Genomic DNA, 21,517 nt, shown 5'->3' with positions numbered 1-21,517 from the left:
GAATGCACGAAGGTCCCGCCCCCTGCATCGGGGACGGGACCTTCGAGTCAGACGTTCCTACCGGCTAGCGGTAGTCGGTGCCGAAACCGTAGTCGTCCAGCGGAACAGCAGCGCCAGTCCCGGTGCCGAAGCCTTCCGGGCTGTAGTACTGATCGTCGTACGACGGAACCGCGTAGGCGGCAGCCCGTGCCTCTTCGGTGGGCTGAACCTGGATGTTCCGGTACCGGTTGATGCCGGTGCCGGCCGGGATCAGCTTGCCGATGATCACGTTCTCCTTCAGACCGATCAGCTTGTCCGAGCGGCAGTTGATGGCCGCATCGGTCAGCACGCGAGTGGTCTCCTGGAACGACGCGGCGGACAGCCACGAGTCGGTCGCCAGCGATGCCTTGGTGATACCCATCAGCACCGGACGGCCGGCCGCGGGCTCGCCACCCTCGGCGACGACGCGACGGTTGGACGCCTCGAACTCCGCGCGCTCGACGAGCGAGCCCGGCAGGAACTCCGTCGCACCCGAGTCGATGATCGTGACGCGACGCAGCATCTGGCGCACGATGACCTCGATGTGCTTGTCGTGGATCGACACACCCTGGCTCCGGTACACCTCCTGGACCTCGTTGACGAGGTGGATCTGCACCTGACGGGGGCCCATGACACGCAGCACCTCGTGCGGGTCGGCAGCACCTTCCATGAGCTGCTGTCCGACGTCCACGTGGTCGCCGTCCGCCAGCAGACGCTCGCTGCCGTCGTCGTGCTTGAACACGCGCAGACGCTGACGCTTCGAGAGCTTGTCGTAGACAACCTCTTCGCCACCGTCGTCCGGAACGATGGTGATCTTGTAGAAGCGATCGCCGTCCTCGAGCTGCACCCGACCGGTGACGTCCGCGATGGGCGCCTTGCCCTTCGGGACACGAGCCTCGAACAGCTCCTGGACACGCGGCAGACCACCGGTGATGTCGGCGGCGCCCGCCGCACCACCCTGGTGGAACGTACGCATGGTCAGCTGGGTACCGGGCTCACCGATCGACTGCGCGGCGACGATACCGACGGCCTCGCCGATGTCGACGAGCTTGCCGGTCGCCATCGAGCGGCCGTAGCAGGTGGCGCAGACGCCGGTCGCCGTGGTGCAGGTGAGCACCGAGCGAACCTTGACCTGCGTGATGCCTGCCGCGAGCAGCGCGTCGATCGCCGGATCGCCCAGGTCGTGGCCACGCTCGACGACGACGTTGCCGTTCTCGTCGACCGCGTCCGCGGCGAGGGTGCGGGCGTACGTCGAGGTCTCGACGTGCGCATCGCGGATGATCGCGCCGTCGGCCTGCTTCTCGGCGATGTGCGTGATGATGCCGCGCTCGGTGCCACAGTCGACCTCGCGGACGATGACGTCCTGCGAGACGTCCACCAGACGACGGGTCAGGTAACCCGAGTCGGCGGTACGGAGCGCGGTATCGGCCAGACCCTTACGAGCACCGTGCGTGTTGATGAAGTACTCGAGAACCGTCAGGCCCTCCTTGAAGGAAGACTTGATCGGACGCGGGATGAACTCACCCTTCGGGTTCGTCACCAGGCCCTTCATACCGGCGAGCGAGCGAACCTGAGTCATGTTGCCGGCCGCGCCGGACTTCACGATCATCGGGATCGGGTTGTCGTCGGGGAAGTGCGCCTCCATGGCCTTACCGACCTCGTCGGTGGCCTCGGACCAGATCTTCACGAGAGCGCTGTTGCGCTCGGCGTGGTTGAGAGCACCGCGCTGGTACTTCTTCTCGATCTGATCGGCCTGCGCCTCGAACTGCTCCATGATCTGGGGCTTCTCCGGCGGCACGAGGACGTCGGAGATCGAGACCGTCACGCCGGAACGGGTGGCCCAGTAGAAGCCGGTGTCCTTGAGCTTGTCGACGGTCTGCGCGACCACGATCATCGGGTAGCGCTCGGCGAGATCGTTGATGATCGTCGCCTGACGCTTCTTCGGCATCTGCTCGTTGACGAACGGGTAGTCCGCCGGCAGCAGATCGTTGAACATGACGCGGCCGAGAGTCGTCTCGGTGGTCCAGGCGTCGCCGTAGCTCCAGCCCTCGGGGAACAGCTCCGCCTCGGCCTCGCGCGACGGACGCTGATGCGTCAGACGCACCTTGATCTTCGCCTGCACGGACAGCACGCCACGATCGACGGCCATCTGAGCCTCGGACGGCGACGAGTACACGCCCTGCTCCGCCTGATCGGTGGTGGCCGGCTGGTACTCGCCGGTCGCACCCTCGACCTCGCGGGTCAGGTGGAACAGACCGGTCACCATGTCCAGACGCGGCATGGCGAGCGGGCGACCCGACGCGGGCGACAGGATGTTGTTCGAGGACAGCATCAGGATGCGGGCCTCGGCCTGTGCCTCCGCCGACAGCGGCAGGTGGACTGCCATCTGGTCACCGTCGAAGTCGGCGTTGAACGCCTCACACACCAGCGGGTGCAGCTGGATGGCCTTGCCCTCGACGAGCTGCGGCTCGAACGCCTGGATACCCAGACGGTGCAGCGTAGGTGCACGGTTGAGCAGCACGGGGTGCTCGTTGATGACCTCTTCGAGGACATCCCACACCTGCGGGCGCTGACGCTCGACCATGCGCTTCGCGGACTTGATGTTCTGCGCGTGGTTCAGGTCGACCAGACGCTTCATGACGAACGGCTTGAACAGCTCGAGCGCCATCAGCTTCGGCAGACCACACTGGTGCAGCTTGAGCTGCGGACCGACGACGATGACTGAACGGCCGGAGTAGTCGACGCGCTTACCGAGCAGGTTCTGACGGAAGCGGCCCTGCTTGCCCTTGAGCAGATCGGACAGCGACTTCAGCGGACGGTTGCCTGGACCCGTGACGGGCCGGCCACGACGACCGTTGTCGAACAGCGCGTCCACGGACTCCTGCAGCATCCGCTTCTCGTTGTTGACGATGATCTCGGGGGCACCGAGGTCGATCAGTCGCTTGAGGCGGTTGTTGCGGTTGATGACGCGGCGGTACAGGTCGTTCAGGTCGGACGTCGCGAAACGGCCACCGTCGAGCTGAACCATCGGACGCAGCTCCGGCGGGATAACCGGGACAGCGTCGAGCACCATGCCCATGGGCGAGTTGCCGGACATCTGGAACGCCGCGACGACCTTGAGTCGCTTGAGCGCACGCAGCTTCTTCTGGCCCTTGCCGCTGCGGATGGTCTCGCGCAGAGACTCCGCCTCGGCCTGGATGTCGAAGTTGCGCATCAGGATCTGGATGGACTCTGCGCCCATCGCGCCCGTGAAGTACTCGCCGTAGCGGTCGACCAGCTCGCGATACAGGCCCTCGTCCACGATGAGCTGCTTGACGCTCAGCTTGGTGAACGTGGTCCAGATCTCGTCGAGGCGGTCCAGCTCGCGCTGCGCGCGGTCACGGAGCTGACGCATCTCGCGCTCGCCGCCGTCCTTGACCTTGCGGCGCACGTCGGACTTGGCACCCTCGGCCTCGAGCTCGGCGATGTCGGCCTCGAGCTTCTGCGCGCGGGCCTCCAGGTCGGCGTCCCGCTGGTCGGCGACGGTCTTCTTCTCGACCTCCATCTCGGCCTCGAGCGTGGAGAGCTCGTTGTGACGCAGCTCCTCGTCGACACCGACGATGACGTAGGCAGCGAAGTAGATGATCTTCTCGAGATCCTTCGGAGCCAGGTCCAGCAGGTAACCGAGACGGCTCGGAACACCCTTGAAGTACCAGATGTGGGTCACCGGAGCGGCAAGCTCGATGTGGCCCATGCGCTCACGGCGCACCTTCGCGCGGGTCACCTCGACGCCGCAGCGCTCGCAGATGATGCCCTTGAAGCGGACACGCTTGTACTTACCGCAGTAGCACTCCCAGTCCCGGGTGGGGCCGAAGATCTTCTCGCAGAAGAGGCCGTCCTTCTCGGGCTTGAGTGTGCGGTAGTTGATGGTCTCCGGCTTCTTGACCTCGCCGTAGGACCAGTTGCGGATGTCCTCCGCGGTCGCCAGACCGATGCGGAGTTCATCGAAGAAGTTGACGTCGAGCACGTAACTTCCTTTCCCCAGAGGGATTGTGGATCAGCGGGTGGGATCCGCTTCTCCTGACTGCCAATTCAAATGTGCTCTAGCGCCCCCGGGCCGTGCTCACACACGGCCCGGGGACCGAAAACTAGTTCGCGAGATCGTCCACGGTCGCGGCCTCGTTCCGGGACAGGTTGATGCCCAGGTTCGCGGCGGCACGCTCGAGGTCCTCGTCGTCGCCGTCGGCCATCGCGATGGCTGCGCCGTCCGAGGACAGCACCTCCACGTTGAGGCACAGCGACTGGAGCTCCTTGAGGAGCACCTTGAAGGACTCGGGGATGCCCGGCTCGGGGATGTTCTCGCCCTTGACGATGGCCTCGTACACCTTCACGCGGCCGACAACGTCGTCCGACTTGATGGTGAGCAGCTCCTGCAGGGTGTAGGCGGCGCCGTACGCCTGCATCGCCCAGCACTCCATTTCACCGAAGCGCTGGCCACCGAACTGGGCCTTACCGCCGAGCGGCTGCTGGGTGATCATCGAGTACGGACCGGTCGAACGCGCGTGGATCTTGTCGTCGACCAGGTGGTGCAGCTTGATGATGTACATGTAGCCGACCGACACCGGGTACGGGAACGGCTCGCCGGAGCGACCGTCGAACAGCGTCGCCTTGCCGTCCGACCCGACCATCTGCTCACCGTCACGGTTGGGCAGCGTGGCACCGAGCAGACCGGTGAGCTCGTCCTCCTTGGCACCGTCGAACACCGGGGTGGCGATGTTCGAGTCGGCCGGTGCGGACAGCATCTCCTCCGGCAGGTTCTCGGCCCAGTCCGGGCGAGAGCCGTCGGCGGCGATCTGCACGTTCCAGCCGGTCTTGCCGATCCAGCCGAGGTGCGTCTCGAGCACCTGACCGATGTTCATACGACGCGGAACACCGTGGGTGTTCAGGATGATGTCGACCGGGGTGCCGTCGGGCAGGAACGGCATGTCCTCCTGCGGGAGGATCTTGCCGATGACGCCCTTGTTGCCGTGGCGGCCGGCGAGCTTGTCGCCGTCCTGGATCTTGCGCTTCTGAGCCACGTACACGCGGACCAGCTCGTTGACGCCCGGAGGCAGATCGTCGTCGTCCTCGCGCGAGAACACGCGGATGCCGATGACCTTGCCGGACTCACCGTGGGGAACCTTGAGGGACGTGTCGCGAACCTCGCGGGCCTTCTCACCGAAGATCGCGCGCAGCAGGCGCTCCTCCGGGGTCAGCTCGGTCTCGCCCTTCGGGGTGACCTTGCCGACCAGGATGTCGCCGTCACGGACCTCGGCACCGATGCGGACGATGCCGCGCTCGTCGAGATCGGCGAGGACCTCGTCGGAGACGTTCGGGATGTCCCGGGTGATCTCCTCGGCACCGAGCTTGGTGTCGCGGGCATCGATCTCGTGCTCCTCGATGTGGATCGAGGTGAGCACGTCCTCCTCCACGAGGCGCTGCGACAGGATGATCGCGTCMTCGTAGTTGTGGCCCTCCCACGGCATGATCGCCACGAGCAGGTTCTTGCCGAGCGCCATCTCACCGTTCTCGGTGCAGGGGCCGTCGGCCAGGACCTGACCGGTCTCGACCCGTTGGCCCTCGTCCACGATCGGACGCTGGTTGGCGCACGTGCCCTGGTTGGAGCGCGCGAACTTGCGCAGACGGTAGGTCTTGCGGCTGCCGTCGTCGGCCATCACGGTGACGTAGTCGGAGGAGACCTCCTCGACCACACCGGCCTTCTCGGTGACGATGACGTCGCCGGCGTCGACCGCGGCACGCAGCTCCATGCCGGTACCGACCAGCGGGGACTCGCTGCGGACCAGCGGCACGGCCTGACGCTGCATGTTCGCGCCCATGAGGGCACGGTTGGCGTCGTCGTGCTCGAGGAACGGAATCATCGCGGTCGCGACGGAAACCATCTGACGCGGCGAGACGTCCATGTAGTCGACGTCCGACGAGGACACGTACTCGACCTCGCCACCCTTACGGCGGACGAGGACGCGGTCCTCGGTGAAGTGTCCGGCCGAGTTGACGGGCGAGTTGGCCTGCGCCACGACGTGGCGGTCCTCCTCGTCCGCGGTCAGGTAGTCGACCTGGTCGGTGACCTGGCCGTCGACGACCTTGCGGTACGGGGTCTCGATGAAGCCGAACGGGTTGACCCGCGCGTACACCGACAGCGAACCGATCAGACCGATGTTCGGACCCTCAGGGGTCTCGATCGGGCACATGCGGCCGTAGTGCGACGGGTGGACGTCTCGCACCTCGAGGCCGGCGCGCTCACGGGACAGACCACCGGGGCCCAGCGCCGACAGACGACGCTTGTGGGTCAGGCCCGACAGCGGGTTGTTCTGGTCCATGAACTGCGACAGCTGGGAGGTTCCGAAGAACTCCTTGATCGCGGCGACGACCGGGCGGATGTTGATCAGGGTCTGCGGCGTGATCGCCTCGACGTCCTGAGTCGTCATGCGCTCGCGGACGACGCGCTCCATGCGGGACAGGCCCACGCGGATCTGGTTCTGGATGAGCTCGCCCACGGTACGCAGACGACGGTTGCCGAAGTGGTCGATGTCGTCGACCTCGACGGGAACCTCGACGCCGCCGGGGGCGGTCATCGTGGTGTCACCGGCGTGCAGGCGCACCAGGTACTCGATCGTGGCGACGATGTCTTCCTCGGTGAGGGTCGACGCCTCGACGGGGAGGCCGGTGTTCAGGCCCAGCTTCTTGTTGATCTTGTAACGGCCCACGCGAGCGAGGTCGTAGCGCTTGTCCTTGAAGAACAGGTTCTCCAGGAGGGTCTGCGCGCTCTCCTTCGTCGGCGGCTCGCCCGGACGCAGCTTGCGGTAGATGTCGAGCAGCGCCTCGTCGGTGCCGGCGGTGTTGTCCTTCTCGAGCGTCGCCATGAGGATCTCGGAGAAACCGAAACGCTCGGTGATCTGCTCGGTGGTCCAACCCAGTGCCTTCAGCAGCACGGTGACCGGCTGACGGCGCTTGCGGTCGATACGGACACCGACGGTGTCGCGCTTGTCGACGTCGAACTCGAGCCAGGCACCACGGCCCGGGATGACCTTGACGCTGTGCAGGGTCTTCTCGGTGCTCTTGTCGATGGTGTCGTCGAAGTAGRCGCCCGGCGAGCGGACCAGCTGCGACACGACGACACGCTCGGTGCCGTTGAYGATGAASGTGCCCTTGTCGGTCATCAKCGGGAAATCACCCATGAAGACCGTCTGGCTCTTGATCTCACCGGTGTTGTTGTTGATGAACTCCGCGGTGACGAACAGCGGCGCCGCGTAGGTCATGTCCTTGTCTTTGCACTCGTCGACCGAGGCCTTGACCTCGTCGAAGCGCGGGTCCGAGAAGGACAGGGACATGGACCCCGAGAAGTCCTCGATGGGCGATAGCTCGGCCAGAATTTCTTCGAGGCCACCCGTGACTGCACCGTCGCCGCGAGCGGCTGCGCGCTCACGCCAGCCCTGCGAGCCGATCAACCATTCGAACGAATCGGTCTGTAGATCGAGGAGCCCTGGGACTTCGAGGGGCTCGCGAATTTTCGCGAACGAGACCCTCTTCGGGGCTCCGGGGATTCCGGCAACTGCCTTGGTCTGGCTAGAGACTGCCAAGATGCGTCCTTCCAGCACCTCACGCGGGCCGCTCTTGCTGGTGCGACCGCCGCTGTATCTGCTTCTTCATGTGGGGCGAATTCGCTGGTTACAACCCGAACGAAACCTCGCCACAGGAGCAGGAAGTGGAACACTTCGCCACAGTGAGGATGAGAGGTGGACAGGAGGCAGCCAGCGCAACGTCCAAAAGTACACCCAAACTCAGTAGATGTCGAGCCGGGCAGCAGAAAGGACACCCGTCGCGGGCGCCGCACGCGTGATACCGCGTGAATGTTCACGCATAGAGTGACGCGTGATCATCGCCGCGTCAAGCCCAGATCTCGGCGTTTCGATCTCCGACCGCGGGGAGCGCCCGCGGAGTCACGAGTTCTCGACACCGGACAGCAGCCACTGACCGTCTACCTTCTCCATCCTCAGAATCACCGGCCCGGATGTGCTGCCCGCCGCCACGCCGTTGTTCTCGACGCTCACGATCAAGTTGGCCAACACCTCGGCCCGATTCTCGTCGAGAAGCATGACTCCCACGTTCGTGACCTGCGCTGCTGTGTCCGACCGAGCCTGCTTGACGATGTCGATCGTCGTGCCGATTGTCCGATCGAACTCTGCCTTCATCCCGTCCGTCATCACTGCGCGCGCCGTGTCGGGGAACTGGTCGATCGAATCAGCACTATAGACGGTCACGGCCGTCAGCGCCTTCTCCGCCGCGGCCGCGACCTCCGACGTCGCGCCGACGTCGAGGAACGCGCGATTGGACGTTCCGCCGTCGCGGGTCTTCATCGCGGCGACGCCCGCGAACGCCGCCAGCACCGCCGCCGCGACACCCATGATCACGACCGAGCGCCAGCGCAGCCGGTCCGTCCACCGACGCCCACCGGCCTCGGATGCACCGCCCGTCTCGGGCTCGCCGCCCGTCTCGGGCTCGGGACCGTCCTCCTCGGGTTCGCTACCGGCAGGCCCGGAAGACGCGGACGACGCGGACGCGGGTGCGGGTGCCTCGACAGCAGATTCCTCGACAGCAGGCTCAGCAGGCTCCTTCACGAGCAGCACGCTCGCATCCGGTTCCTTCACCGCATCCTCGATCGGGGACGCCGACCGGGGCGCCGAACTGCCCGCGACCTTGGGACGACGCGCGGCCGACGGGGACACCTTCGGATTACGACGAATGGGAGGCACTGATGGAACTCCTTCCAGCGACCGAACGAGAAACGTCGGCACGGCTGCTGAGACGGTCTACTGTCCGCCGCTCTGCGGATCGGTCGCCTGATCTTCCTGCGTGGGCGCCGGCGCGGGCGCGGGCGCGGCCGGGCGCGGCGTCCCCGGATCGATCACCACGGGCTCACCGAGGTTGCCGGCGTCGGACGCCTTCCAGGTGTCGCCGTCGCGCACGAGACTCATCCGCATCGTGATCTGCCGCTTCACCGGCGTCTCGAGATTCGGCATCGCGGTCGAGGTCTCGACGACGAGCATCGCGTCCGCCGTGCCGTCGTCCACACTGAGCGACGTCAGGGCGGCCCGCAGGACCCGCCCCTCACTCTTGGCCCCCGACGCGGCGGCGGCCGTGCTCATGTCCTCCCGCGTCTTCGCGAGATCGTCCATGAGCGACCCGGTGATCGACGACTCGAGGTCGGCGAACGACTTCTCCATGTCGGCGGCGTCGTACGAGTTGAGGTTGACCGCCGCCTGCCGGGCATCGGACAGGGCCGTGTCGCGCGCATCGGCGGTCGACCTGCCGGACGCGGCCTTCGCCCACCCGATTCCGAAGAAGATCGCTGCTGCCAGCGCGCCGACGAGGAGCACGCACACCACCACAGTGGCAGCGACGAGCGTGTTGTTCTTCGTGGGCGCGGTCGTGGTCTCCGTCACACGGCAACCTTACTCTTGGGTAACGAATGCTTGCCCGAGGCTACCGCGCCGGCACGACGCCCATGAGGGTCGCGATCTGCGTGGCGATCGGGTTCAGATTCAGCTTGTCGGGGTCGACCTTAGGCGTGCTGTCCCACGGCTGCGGGGTCTGCGGGTCGGCGTAGATGATGCGTTCGGCGCTGCGGACACCCGTCGGATTGCCCTGTTCGACGGCGCATCGCGCGTTCGCGTTGAACGGGAAGTTGTCGACGGTGTCGTCGAAGTTCGGGTTCTGCGCGCGCATCTGCGCGAGGATCTCCTGCGTGCCCTCGTAGCCCTGGGTGCACGGCACCGGATTGTTGGTCTCGAGGACCAGACCGAAGTGGATCGTGCCGTCGCCCGGTGCCACCGCCGACGCACCCGCCGACAGCGCCGGCAGGAACTGGAAGAAGGGCTGCAGCGCGATGAACGTCGGCGAGACCGTCGTGAGGGTCGTCGAGAGGTTCGTGAGGTTCGCGGTCAGGGCGTCGCCACTGTTCGCGACGAGCTTCCCGACCGTGTCCGTCGCGTCCGTGCCGGTGCCGATGAGCCGTCGCACGTCGGGATCGCTCGACTTCAGCTGGGCGGCGATCTGTTCGAGGCCGTCACTGAAGGCTCGGATCGAACTCGCCTGCTCCGCCTGTGTGTCGAGCACCGTCCGGCCGTCGCTGATGAATGTCAACGTCTGCGGCAGCGCCTCGGTCGCGGTCTCGGTGAACCGGCCGAGCGAGTCGACCAGCACCTGCAGGTCGCCGCCCTTCCCGCTGAACGCGTTCCCCAGTTCGACGACGGCCGTGTGCAGCGAGTCGGTGGGCACCGAACGGGCCAACCGGTCCACACTGCCGATCAGGTCCTCGACCGGGATGGGCGTCGCCGTGTTGGGCTCGAGGATCTTCGAGCCGTCGGTGAGGAACGGGCCCTCGTCGGTGTCGGGCTGCAGATCCACGTACTGCTCGCCGATCGCCGACCGATTCGCGACGACAGCCTTCGCCGATGCCGGGATCTTCGGGGCCGCGTTGTCGATCATCAGCGCGACGGACACACCCTTCTCGGTCAGCGTGAGGTCCCCGACCCGGCCGACCGGCACACCGCGGTAGGTCACCTCGGCGTTGGTGAAGATGCCACCGGAGTGCGCGAGTTCCGCGTCCACCTGGTACTCACCGAAGCCCAGCAGCGTGTCGAGCCGCACGTACTTGGCGCCGACGTAACCGATACCGAGCACGGCGACGACGATAAACGCCACCAACTGCCACCTGGCCAGACGCGAGACCATTACTCACCCACCCCCAGCTGCTTCAGGAACGCATCGAACGGATTGACCGGAGCATTCGCCGGCGCCGACACCGCGGTGCCCGGCGCGGGGACCGGATTCGGCACGATCGGCGGCAACGGCACGATCGACACCGTCGGCCATCCCGGGCGCGGCCCGTTGCCGTTGTAGTACGGGTTGCTCGGATCGACGGGAACCGGCGGGCCGTACTGGGGCGGGTAGTAGACGGGGTCCGGCTTCCCGACACCGAGGTTCGACAAGGTGTCACCGATCTGCAGATCGATCGACAGGAACACGTTGGCCTGGCCGCCGTGGATCGACGGGATGATCGTGTCCGGGAAGGGGAACGTCGGGACGAGCGGCGCCGACGTGATGATGTCGGGGGCCGCCTCACCCAGCTGCTGCAACGTGGGACGCAGCGCGCGCAGGTCCGTGATCAGGTCGTCCTTGGAACGGTTGATGACGTCCGCGCCGACCTGACCGAGCCGGTCGACCTGGCCGAGCATGTCCACCAGTTGCGGACGCTGCTCGGCGAGGATCTCGACACCCTGCGGCAGCTCGTCGAGGATCTTCTCGAGCTTCGTCGTCTGATCCCCGACCCGCGCGCTGAGGGTGTCGAGGCCGTCGAGCGCGGTCGTGATCGAGTCGCGCTGCTCCTCGAGACCGGCGATCAACGTGTTCGCCTGCTCCAGGAGTCCCCGAACCTTCGTCTCGCGGCCGTCGAGCGCCTTCTCCATCTCCGAGATGATGGGCTGCAACTGCGCGACGCCGCCACCGTTGAGCAGCAGCGACATGGCACCGAGCACCTGCTCGATGTCGGTGGCGTGGCGGGTGCGGTCCACCGGGATCGTGGCGCCGCTCGCCAGCCGCTCCGGCGACGGATTCTGCGTCGGGGCCGAGATCGCAATGAATTTCTCGCCCAACAGATTCGACTGCTGAACCTCGGCGACCGCATTGGCCGGCAGATTCACCGAGCTGTTCACGAGGGTGTCCACCTGCGCGGTCCAGCCGTCCGACGCCACCTCGATGTTCTCGACGCGTCCGACCGGGACGCCGTCGACCTTCACGGTCGACTGCGGCACCAGATCGAGGACGTCGTCGAACTCGATCTTCAGTCGCATCGGGTCGCTGCCGATGTCGGCGCCACCGGGCAACGGGATCGAGTAGATACCGCCCGAACCGCATGCACTCACCGTCAGCGCGACGACACACGCTCCCGCAGCCACCGCCGCGGCCCTCATCCGCCCGATTCTCACGGCGTGCCCCCCTGCAGTTGCGTTCCGCCACCCAGCCGCGGCGACGGCGTGCCCGGAACCGTCCCGGGCGCCGCGCCACGCTGCAGATTGTCGCCGCTGAGGATGCCGAGCGGCAGGTTCAGCGTCGGCGTCTTGACGCCGGCGGTCATCTGATCGGTGATGGCCTTGCAGTTGTCGATCAGCGGCTTCATCTGCCGGCCGAGCGCCTCGAACTCCGGGTCCCCGGGCTTGAGCTTGGCGACGTCGATGAGCTTGCAGCCCAGGCCGAACGGGTCCTGCAGGTCCGGCAGGTCCACGCGCATCTGCAGCGTGCCCGACTCCGCGTCGTGCGTGTTGACCAGGTTGCTGATGGCGAGCGGAATCGTCACCAGCGCCTCCGCGAGGGAATCGCGCTGGTCGGCGACGGTCTGGGTGACCGTGGTCAGGCCCTCGATGTTGCCCTGCAGCAGTTCCCGGTTGTTCTCGACGAACCGCGCAACGTCGCCGAGCGCGAGCGAGACCTGATTGAGCGCCAGGCCCAGGTTCTCCTTCTCCCCCGCCAGGAAGCCGCTGAAGTCCGCGAGTTGGGTGTTGAACTGGCGCACCTGCGCGTCGTTGGCGGCGAGGGCACTGACGAACACCTGCAGGTTCTTGACGGTGTCGAAGATGTCGGCACGCGAGTCGGACAGCGTGCGTGCCGCCGCCGACAGCTGCGTGAACGTGTTGCCGAGCGCGTCACCGTTGCCGTCGAGGTTCGCGGCAGCGGTGTCCACGAGGTTCGACAGCGCGCCGTCCTTGTTGGCGCCGTTCGGTCCCAGCGCCTCCGACAGTTCGGTCACGCTCGCGTACAGCTCGTCGACCTCGACCGGCGTGGTCGTCCGGTCACGCTCGATCGTCGCGTCGCGGGCCAACTTCTCGCCGCCCGTGTAGGCGGGGGTCAGCTGGATGTACCGGTCGGAGACCACCGACGGCGTCACCTGGGCGGCCTTCACATCGGCCGGGATGTCGACCCCGCGGTCGACAGTCATGACCACCTGCACCTGCTCGCCCTGCGGCACCACCGAGTCGACCGAGCCGACCTTCACTCCGAGGACCCGGACGTCGGAGCCCTCGTAGATGCCGACGGACTTGTCGAAGTACGCGGTGATCCTGGTGGTGCCGGCGTTCTGGAACAGCCACCACAGGGCACCGACCGCGACGACGGCGACCGCCGCGATCAGCGCCACCGGGATCCACTTGCGGGTCCGAGCCCGCGCCTCACTCATCTCAGTTGCCCCCCAGGGTGCGCAGCGGCTCACGGTATCCGGGGATGTCCGGCAGGCCCGGCGGGGTCAGGTTGGTCACGACCGAGTCGAACCATCGTCCGTTGCCGAGCACGTTCGCGTAGATCCGGTAGAACGGCGCCGCCAGTTCGAGCGCCTTGCTCACGTTCTGCTGGTTCTGGTTGAGGATGTCGATCGCACCCTGCAACTGCGTGAGCGCCGGGGTGATCTGAGCCTCGTTGTCGGCAACCAGACCGGTGAGTTCCCGCGACAGCGTCTGGGTGCTGGTGAGCAGCCGACCGATCGCCTGCTGGCGGGTGTTGAGCTCGGCGAGCAGCGTGCCACCGTTCGCGAGCACCTTCTCGAACTCCTGATTGYGGTCCGCGAGGATCTGCGACGTCTGCTTCGTCGCCTCGAACAGCTGCTTGAGCTCCTGGTCGCGCTTCGCGACGGTCTCCGACAGCCGCGTCACGCCGTCGAGCGAGCCGCGGATCTCGTCGGGCGTGCCCGCGAACGACTGCGACAGCACCTCGAAACTCGACGCCAGCTGCGTCGTGTCGATCTCGGCGAGCGTCGTCGCGGCGTCGCCGAACGCATCGATCACGTCGTACGGCGACGTGGTGCGCTCGAGCGGGATCCGCACACGCGGATCGGCGACCTCGGTGCCCCGCGGGTCGAGCGCGAGATACTTCTGGCCGAGGATCGTCTTGATCTGGATCGACGCGGTGGTCTGGTCGCCGATCCAGGCGTCCTTCGTCTGGAACGACACGAGCACGCGGTCACCGTCGAGTTCGACGCTCGACACCTTGCCGACCTTCACACCCGCGACCCGCACCTCGTTGCCGGGCTTGAGCCCGGCCGCCTCGGAGAACTCCGCGGTGTACCGGTTCGCGGCCCCGATGATCGGCAGGCTGTCGAGGAAGAACGCCGACATGGTCGCGAGCAGGATGACGACGATGCCCAGGGCACCGGTGACCGCCGGATTGCGCTTCCTGGTCTCGTAGCTCGTCACTGGCCACCGTCCGCGTAGCACCGGGGAGCCGCGTTGGTGTAGATCGGCTGGTTGATCGTCGGCAGGTTCGACGGGATGTTCAGCTGGGGAGCTGTACCGGGACCGGCGACGACGTCGATGCCACACAGATAGAACTGGAACCACGAACCGTAGCTGCCGGCTCGACCGAGCTTCTCCATCTTGATCGGCAGGTTCGTGAGCACCTTGTTCACGTCGTCGGATCTCTCGTTGATGTGCCCGGCGAGCGTGTTGAGGCCCGCGATCGAGCCCTGGATCGACGGTCGGGTGGGCACCAGCAGGTCGGCGGTTGCGCTGGTCAGGTCCGCCAGCGACTGCACCGACTGTCCGATCACGCCGCGGTCCGCGGACAGCCCGCTCACCAGACGCTCGGTGTTGACGATCAACTGATCGACCTGTTCGTCCCGCTTGTTGACGGTGTCGAGCACTACATTGAGGTTGGTGATCAGGTCGCCGATCACCTTGTCCTTGTCCGCGATCGTGTTCGTCAACGACGCGGTGTTCGCCACTAGCTCCTCGATGGTGCCGCCCTCCCCCTGGAACACCTGGATGATCTGGTACGACAGCTTGTTGACGTCATCGGCGCTGAGCGTCTGGAACAGCGGCCGGAACCCGTTGAACAGCGTCGTCAGGTTCACTGCGGGCTTGGTGCGACCGAGTGGGATCGTGTCCCCGGCCGTCATCTTGTAGCCCTGCTGTCCGGTCCCCTGTTCGAGCGCGATGTAGCGCTGTCCGACCAGGTTCCGGAACCGGATGGTCGCGGTCGTGCTCGCGGGCAACCAGTCACGGTCCGTCACCGCGAACTCGACCTGCGCCTCACGGTCGTCGACGATCTCGATCTTGGTCACCTGGCCGACCCGGACGCCGGCGATGCGGACCTCGTCGCCCTTGTTGAGCGACGTGACATCGGTGAACCGCGCGCTGAACTTGGTTCCCCCGCTGGAACTGGTGTTCGCGATGGTCAGCGCGAGCACGCCGGTCGCGAGAATCGTCACGAGCGCGAAGATCACGAGCTTGGTGAGCGGGGCAGCCACCCCTCGCAGCTGTCGCTTCACTTGATGCTCACCTCTTTTCCACGGAGCGCGGGGGCACCGATCATGGTCGTCCAGGACGGCACGTCCTCCGGCGCGATGCCGGCGGCCTCGCCGTACACGACGGCCAACGTCTGGCGTTCGAGCGGTGACCCGGCGAACGTGGCCGGAGCGGTCGTCGCGGGCAGCACCGAGAACTGCGGAACCGCCACATCGGGAAGGTTCTGGTCACCCGCGTTGCGGGTCGGCACCTGATACGAGCCGTCGTGGATCGAACCACCGGGGTACTGCCCGATGTCGGTGCCCAGCGGCGGCGCCTCGTAGCAGCGCGGACCGCGGGTATCGATCAGGCGCGGCTCGTCCTGGTTGGGCAGGTACCGGCCACGGGGATTGACGAGCTCGATCGTGGCGCGGGCACCCGGGTTGGGCGAGTGCTCGCCGGTGATCGCACCGGAGCGCGCCATCACGTCGGCAAAGTTCGCGAACGTGCAGCCGAAGGTCCCCGAGAACCTCGCCAGGATCTCCAGCGCCTCCCGCGAGTCGCCGGCGATGGAGATCAGCGAATCCCGGTTGGTCGTCAACAGGTCCGCGGTGCTCGATCCCGTCGCCGTCACCGACGCCATCAACGCATCGATGGAGCTGCGTTCCTGCACCACCGTGGCGTTCGTGGTGCGCAGGTTGTCGAGCGCGTCGATCAGCTGCGGCGCCGCATCCGAGTAGGTCTGGGTGAACGTCGCGAAGCTCTGCAGTCCGGCGGTCAGGTCCGGCATCCGGGTGTTGACGCCGGCGAAGATCGTGTCGAGCTGGTCGAGCGTCACCCCGAGCTGTTCGCCGCGGCCGTCCAGCGCCTGCGACAGCGCACCGAGGGTCGAGGCCAGGCTCTCCGGCGGGATGGCCTGCAGCAGCGGCAGCAGACCGTCGAGCATCTTGCCGAGCTCGACGGCGTTGCCGCTCTTGTCCTGGTAGATGGTCTCGCCGGCCGCGATCGAGTCGGGACTCGGGTTCTCCGGGATGACGAGGTCGACGTACCGCTCGCCGAACAGCGTCTTGGGCAGCAGACGAGCGGTGGTGTTGGACGGGATCAGCTCGGCCTTGTCCGGGTCGATCGCCATCACCGAGGTGACCTTGCCGTTCTCGGTCGACGCGCCACGCACCTCACCGACGATCAGACCGCGCACCTTGACATCGGCGTTGCGCGGGAGCGCGTTGCCGACGGTGTCGGTGACCAGGTCGACCTTGACGACGGGTGTGAAGGTCTTGTTGTAGCTGGCGATGGTCCCGCCGACGAACAGAGCCAGGACCAGGAAGAAGGCAACTCCCAATACCCTGCGGCGCAGCTTCGACGTGCTCTCGATCATCCGGCCACCCTCACCGTGGTCGTCGTGCCCCAGATGGCGAGGCTCAGGAAGAAGTCCAGGACGGCGATGGTGACGATGGCGGTACGCACCGCGTGGCCGACCGCGACACCGACGCCGGCCGGGCCGCCGCGGRCATGGAAGCCGTAGTAGCAGTGGATGAGGATCAGGACGAACGCGAACACGAGCACCTTGCCGAAGGACCACAGAACGTCCTCGGGAGGCAGGAACAGATTGAAGTAGTGGTCGTACGAGCCGGACGACTGCCCGTTGAACACGGTCGAGACCACCCGCGAAGCAAGGTAGGCGGCGAGCAGGCCGACGATGTACAGCGGAATCACCGCGATGAAGCCGGCGATCATCCGGGTGGTGACGAGGAAAGGCACACTGGGCACGGCCATCACCTCGAGCGCATCGATCTCCTCCGAGATGCGCATCGCGCCGAGCTGCGCGGTGAAACCACAGCCGACCGTGGCCGACAGTGCCAGCGCCGCGACGATCGGCGCGATCTCACGGGTGTTGACATACGCCGACAGGAAGCCGGTCAGCACCGAGCTGCCGATCTGGTCGAGCGCGGCGAACCCCTGCAGGCCGACGACGACGCCGGTGAAGCCCGACATCATCACGATCACGCCGATGGTGCCGCCGATCACCGCGAGCGCGCCGCTGCCGAACGTGACCTCGGCCAGCAGCCGCAGCATCTCCTTGCGGTAGCGACGCAACGTCCGCGGCGTCCACGCAATGGCCCGTGAATAGAACGACATCTGCTCGCCGGCGTTGTCGAGCACGTCGAGCGGTTTGCGCGCCCAGCGGCGCGCACGAATCAGCGCGTAGTCGCCGCGTCCCCTCGCGATCGTCATCCGGTCATGCCCCCTTCGCCGGAACAATCTGCAGGTACACCATCGTCAGAATCAGGTTCGCGAAGAACAGGACCAGGAAGGTGATGACGACCGCCTGGTTCACCGCCTCGCCGACGCCCTTGGGGCCGCCCTTCGGCGTCAGTCCCTTGTAGGCGGCGATCACGCCGGCGATGACGCCGAAGATGGCCGCCTTGACCTCCGCGATATAGAGGTCGGGAAGCTGGGCCAGCGCCGAGAACGACGCCAGGTACGCGCCCGGAGTGCCACCTTGGAGGATGACGTTGAAGAAGTAGCCGCCGGCGATACCGACGACGGACACGAGCCCGTTGAGGAGCACCGCGACCAGGACCATCGCGAGAACGCGCGGCACGACGAGTCGCTGGACGGGATTGATGCCGAGCACTTCCATCGCGTCGATCTCCTCACGGATGGTCCGTGAACCGAGATCGGCGGTGACGGCGGAACCGGCGGCACCCGCGATCAGCAGTGCGGTCACGATCGGACTGCCCTGCTGGATGACCGCGAGCACGCTGGCGGCACCCGTGAACGCTTCGGCTCCGAGCTGTTTGATGAGCGAGCCCGTCTGGAGAGACACGACGGCACCGAACGGGATGGCGACCAACGCGGTCGGCAGGATCGTCACACTGGCGATGAACCAGGCCTGTTCGATGAATTCCTTGAACTGGAACGGCCGCTTGAACGTGTTGCGAACCACGTCGACGAACAGCTGGACGATGTTGCCGGCCTGCGTCAGTGCCCCGGTGACCGGCTTCATCATCGAAGTTCGGGTGCCCCCCATCCGCCGCTCCCCTATCCGCGCTCGTACGTGGTCTGTCCCAGACCTCCGTCGTCGTACGCGGGAATCACCTGGGTAGCGGCGTCATCTTCCATGCTGGCAATGATGCTCTGCTGCGCCTCGACCGGCAGGGTATGGAGGATCTCGCGGACGCGGGCCTGACGGCGTGCAACGGCCTGGCGGAAGGGCAGACCCGGCGTGGCCTGCATCTGCGGCACGACACCGTAGACGTCGTCGGTGCCGCCGTGGTGGTGGCCGGCGTCGACGAGCGCCTGCTCGTGCGCCATCTGCGCGTCGTCCTTCTCCTCCGACATGCCGATCGGACCGATCTTGCTGCCGTTGAGGAACTGGTGGACCACGGGCTCGTCACTGGTGAGCAGCACCTCGCGGGGACCGAACATCACGAGCTGCTTGCGGAAGAGCATGCCCAGGTTGTCCGGGACCGTGCGGGCCAGGTTGATGTTGTGCGTCACGATCAGAATCGTGGCGTCGATCTGTGCGTTGATGTCGATCAGCAGCTGGCTGAGGTAGGTGGTGCGGACGGGGTCCAGGCCCGAGTCCGGCTCGTCGACGAGGATGATCTGCGGATCGAGCACGAGCGCGCGGGCGAGGCCGGCACGCTTGCGCATACCGCCGGAGATCTCGCCCGGCAGCTTTCCCTCGGCACCGACGAGTCCGTTGAGCTCGAGCTTCTCCATGACGATCTTGCGGATCTCGGACTCGGACTTCTTGGTGTGCTCGCGCAGCGGGAACGCGACGTTGTCGTACAGGTTCATCGACCCGAACAGCGCGCCGTCCTGGAAGAGGACACCGAACAGCTTGCGGATCTCGTAGAGCTCACGCGACGAGCACTGGAGGATGTCGGTCCCGTCGATGACGATCGAGCCCTCTTCGGGCCGCAGCAGACCGATCAGCGACTTCAGGAACACGGACTTACCGGTGCCGGAAGGCCCGAGCAGTGCGCTCACCTCTCCGGCCGGCAGCGTGAGACTCACGTCCTGCCAAATCTTCTGTGAGCCGAACGACTTCGTGAGTCCCTCGACCGCTACCTCGACTCCCACCATTACCTCCTGCGTCAAGCATGTCCCCCCACCGTGGGCCCACTGTGGGTTGCGTCACTCTATCGCATCGAAGTGTTATACGTTACGGCGAATCCTACTAACGAGTAAGTAAGGTCCACAACCCGGCGATTGCGAATTCTCCGGCATCGGGCGAAGCAACGAAAGAGGGCCGCCCCGAAACGGGGCGACCCTCTTTCTGGATGCTTCGTCAGGAAGCAGCGCTGACAGCCGTCTTACTTGACGGTGATCTTCGCGCCGGCAGCCTCGAGCTTCTCCTTGGCGGCGTCGGCCGCGTCCTTGGCAACCTTCTCCAGGATCGCCTTCGGAGCGCCCTCGACGAGGTCCTTGGCTTCCTTCAGGCCCAGGCCGGAGACGACCTCACGGACGACCTTGATGACCTGGATCTTCTTGTCGCCAGCCGACTCGAGGATGACGTCGAACTCGTCCTGCTCCTCGGCAGCCTCAGCGGCAGCAGCCGGAGCGCCGGCAGCGGCAACGGCGACCGGAGCAGCAGCGGTGACCTCGAAGGTCTCCTCGAACGCCTTCACGAACTCCGAGAGCTCGAGCAGGGTGAGCTCCTTGAACTGGTCCAGCAACTCTTCGGTGGTGAGCTTCGCCATGGTGGCGGTCCTTCCTCTTAAGTCCTGTGTCGCCGATCCGCGACCGGACAGGTGGTGATGGTTGTGATGCGCAGGTGCGGATCAGCTATTCGGCAGCGGCGTCGGCGGGAGCCTCGGCGGCCCCACCTTCCGCAGCCTTCTTCTCCTGCAGCGCGGCGGCCAGACGGGCCACCTGCGAAGCGGGAGCGTTGAACAGGCCAGCGGCCTTTGCCAAGTTGCCCTTCATCGCGCCGGCGAGCTTGGCCAACAGGATCTCGCGGGACTCGAGGTCCGCGATCTGGTTGACCTGATCCACGGACAGCGCAGCGCCGTCCATGTACCCGCCCTTGATGACGAGTGCCTTGTTGTCCTTCGCGAAAGCCTTCAGGGCCTTCGCAGCGTCGACCGGCTCGCCCTTGATGAATGCAATGGCGGTCGGTCCGACGAACAGGTCGTCAAGGCCCTCGACGCCCGCCTCAGCGGCGGCACGCTTGACCAGGGTGTTCTTGGCGACGGAGTAGGTGGCACCCTCTCCGAGAGCGCGTCGCAGCTGCGTCAGACTCGTAACCGACAGACCACGGTATTCCGTGATCACGGCGGCGGACGAGTCCTTGAACTGCTCGGTGATCTCCGCAACTGCGGAAACCTTCTCAGGCTTTGCCATACTTCGCCTCCTCTCGTGACAGTCGTTGTTCCACTTCGGGCCGTGACATGCAAAACGCCCCGGTGCAGGGCACACGGGGCGTACACGAGGAGATCCATCCACCCGGCCAGGCCGAGCGCAACAATCATCCCCCACCTCGTCCTCCTGCGTGGGCCGCCGGGCTATCCCGGACCTTCAACCGATTCCATTGCTGAACTCGGTGACCAACGGTCTTTGGTAGAACATGTTTCGGGGCGGAATTCGCATCGAGCACCGAACTCCAAAGAGCAGCCTAACGGAGTCGCGACTCCGACACAAAACGCGGACACCCGGCAGGGTGCATTCTGTGCGCTACTTCACATTCGGTGCCGAACATGCCGGAGCGCTCACAATTGACCGTTACCGACAGTTGCATGTAATGAGCCGCGTCGCAGGTGATGTCGGTCGCCGGAGCATGTGCCGGTTCCCTCGAACAGGTGATCGCGGCACGCGCGGCGATGGGGGTGTTCGCCGCCGCCGTGTTCCCGGCGACGCTCGCACTGATCATCAACATCTTCACCGACGTCCGAGAGAAAGCGCTCGCAATCGCGGCGTGGACGGCAATGGCCGGATTCGCCATCGCCATCGGTCCCATCTCGGGCGGATGGCTCCTCGAGCACTTCTCGTGGCACGTGGTGCTCTGGATCAACGTCCCGGTGGCGTTGGTCGCGCTCGTGGCGACCGCCTCCGTCGTGCTGTGTGCGGTCGTCGTCGCGATCTTCCTGCCGTGGGCACCGGCCTGTGGCCGCTCGACCATGCTGGCCTGGCGCCTAGACCAGGAGCGAGTCGACCACTGAAACGCCGAAGGCCGGCACAGAGAA

General features: G+C 66.1%; 15 protein-coding genes and 1 pseudogene. 1 reads left to right on the top strand and 15 read right to left on the bottom strand.

The genetic code is table 11. The features are described from left to right. Nucleotides 1-64: 64 nt before the first annotated feature. The 15 genes from AB4Z09_RS03640 to rplJ all read right to left on the bottom strand — a co-directional run bounded on the left by AB4Z09_RS03640 (nt 65) and on the right by rplJ (nt 20,678). Complete coding sequence (locus AB4Z09_RS03640) at nt 65-4,024, bottom strand: DNA-directed RNA polymerase subunit beta' (protein ID WP_174912509.1); 3,960 nt, start codon at nt 4,022-4,024, stop codon at nt 65-67. 121 nt (nt 4,025-4,145) lie between these two features. Beyond that, on the bottom strand, nt 4,146-7,652 hold the full coding sequence (gene rpoB, locus AB4Z09_RS03635) for a DNA-directed RNA polymerase subunit beta (RefSeq protein WP_442239174.1): 3,507 nt from the start codon (nt 7,650-7,652) through the stop codon (nt 4,146-4,148). 342 nt (nt 7,653-7,994) lie between these two features. After that, a complete protein-coding gene (locus AB4Z09_RS03630; protein ID WP_174912512.1) occupies nt 7,995-8,807 on the bottom strand; it encodes a mammalian cell entry protein in 813 nt (270 codons plus the stop codon). A 57-nt stretch (nt 8,808-8,864) separates the two neighbouring features. Beyond that, nucleotides 8,865-9,497: a mammalian cell entry protein gene (locus tag AB4Z09_RS03625; RefSeq protein WP_442239173.1), complete on the bottom strand. Its 633-nt coding sequence runs from the start codon at nt 9,495-9,497 to the stop codon at nt 8,865-8,867. 40 nt (nt 9,498-9,537) lie between these two features. After that, nucleotides 9,538-10,788 (bottom strand): MlaD family protein, encoded by a 1,251-nt coding sequence (locus tag AB4Z09_RS03620; protein WP_114718768.1) that lies wholly within the window; start codon nt 10,786-10,788, stop codon nt 9,538-9,540. Then, nucleotides 10,788-12,026 (bottom strand): MCE family protein, encoded by a 1,239-nt coding sequence (locus AB4Z09_RS03615; protein ID WP_174912517.1) that lies wholly within the window; start codon nt 12,024-12,026, stop codon nt 10,788-10,790. Before AB4Z09_RS03615 ends, AB4Z09_RS03620 begins: the two co-directional genes overlap by 1 nt. Nucleotides 12,027-12,037: 11 nt before the next feature. Then, nucleotides 12,038-13,285, bottom strand: coding sequence for an MCE family protein (locus tag AB4Z09_RS03610; protein ID WP_174912520.1), 1,248 nt, complete (start codon nt 13,283-13,285; stop codon nt 12,038-12,040). Nucleotide 13,286: 1 nt separating this feature from the next. Continuing rightward, entirely contained in the window at nt 13,287-14,294 is a 1,008-nt protein-coding gene (locus AB4Z09_RS03605) for an MCE family protein (protein WP_442239172.1), read from the bottom strand. Next, a complete protein-coding gene (locus AB4Z09_RS03600) occupies nt 14,291-15,355 on the bottom strand; it encodes an MCE family protein (protein WP_174914923.1) in 1,065 nt (354 codons plus the stop codon). Before AB4Z09_RS03600 ends, AB4Z09_RS03605 begins: the two co-directional genes overlap by 4 nt. 8 nt (nt 15,356-15,363) lie before the next feature. Next, nucleotides 15,364-16,701: an MCE family protein gene (locus AB4Z09_RS03595; RefSeq protein WP_114718764.1), complete on the bottom strand. Its 1,338-nt coding sequence runs from the start codon at nt 16,699-16,701 to the stop codon at nt 15,364-15,366. Beyond that, the gene (locus tag AB4Z09_RS03590; protein ID WP_442239171.1) at nt 16,698-17,558 is read right to left on the bottom strand and encodes an MlaE family ABC transporter permease; all 861 of its coding nucleotides are present in this window, start codon (nt 17,556-17,558) and stop codon (nt 16,698-16,700) included. Before AB4Z09_RS03590 ends, AB4Z09_RS03595 begins: the two co-directional genes overlap by 4 nt. A 4-nt stretch (nt 17,559-17,562) precedes the next feature. Next, nucleotides 17,563-18,357: an MlaE family ABC transporter permease gene (locus tag AB4Z09_RS03585; RefSeq protein WP_114718762.1), complete on the bottom strand. Its 795-nt coding sequence runs from the start codon at nt 18,355-18,357 to the stop codon at nt 17,563-17,565. A gap of 11 nt (nt 18,358-18,368) precedes the next feature. After that, nucleotides 18,369-19,418 (bottom strand): ABC transporter ATP-binding protein, encoded by a 1,050-nt coding sequence (locus AB4Z09_RS03580; protein WP_114718761.1) that lies wholly within the window; start codon nt 19,416-19,418, stop codon nt 18,369-18,371. 230 nt (nt 19,419-19,648) lie between these two features. After that, entirely contained in the window at nt 19,649-20,035 is a 387-nt protein-coding gene (gene rplL, locus AB4Z09_RS03575; protein ID WP_114718760.1) for a 50S ribosomal protein L7/L12, read from the bottom strand. An 85-nt stretch (nt 20,036-20,120) separates the two neighbouring features. Beyond that, on the bottom strand, nt 20,121-20,678 hold the full coding sequence (rplJ, locus tag AB4Z09_RS03570; protein ID WP_114718759.1) for a 50S ribosomal protein L10: 558 nt from the start codon (nt 20,676-20,678) through the stop codon (nt 20,121-20,123). Between the two features lie 413 nt (nt 20,679-21,091). Here rplJ and AB4Z09_RS03565 point away from each other — a divergent pair. After that, a pseudogene (locus AB4Z09_RS03565) lies at nt 21,092-21,391 on the top strand (MFS transporter); the annotation flags it as partial. Between the last annotated feature and the right edge of the window lie 126 nt (nt 21,392-21,517).

The organism is Rhodococcus sp. TAF43 (assembly GCF_052113525.1).
Taxonomy (GTDB): domain Bacteria; phylum Actinomycetota; class Actinomycetes; order Mycobacteriales; family Mycobacteriaceae; genus Prescottella.
This window is presented reverse-complemented; position numbering and strand designations above follow the sequence as displayed.

Bases quoted from the DNA above. Each gene is read 5' to 3' on its own strand.
- AB4Z09_RS03615 (WP_174912517.1), bottom strand. From the start codon at position 12,026: ATGAGGGCCGCGGCGGTGGCTGCGGGAGCGTGTGTCGTCGCGCTGACG.
- AB4Z09_RS03610 (WP_174912520.1), bottom strand. From the start codon at position 13,285: ATGAGTGAGGCGCGGGCTCGGACCCGCAAGTGGATCCCGGTGGCGCTG.
- AB4Z09_RS03580 (WP_114718761.1), bottom strand. From the start codon at position 19,418: ATGGTGGGAGTCGAGGTAGCGGTCGAGGGACTCACGAAGTCGTTCGGC.
- rplJ (WP_114718759.1), bottom strand. From the start codon at position 20,678: ATGGCAAAGCCTGAGAAGGTTTCCGCAGTTGCGGAGATCACCGAGCAG.
- AB4Z09_RS03585 (WP_114718762.1), bottom strand. From the start codon at position 18,357: ATGGGGGGCACCCGAACTTCGATGATGAAGCCGGTCACCGGGGCACTG.
- rplL (WP_114718760.1), bottom strand. From the start codon at position 20,035: ATGGCGAAGCTCACCACCGAAGAGTTGCTGGACCAGTTCAAGGAGCTC.
- AB4Z09_RS03595 (WP_114718764.1), bottom strand. From the start codon at position 16,701: ATGATCGAGAGCACGTCGAAGCTGCGCCGCAGGGTATTGGGAGTTGCC.
- AB4Z09_RS03620 (WP_114718768.1), bottom strand. From the start codon at position 10,788: ATGGTCTCGCGTCTGGCCAGGTGGCAGTTGGTGGCGTTTATCGTCGTC.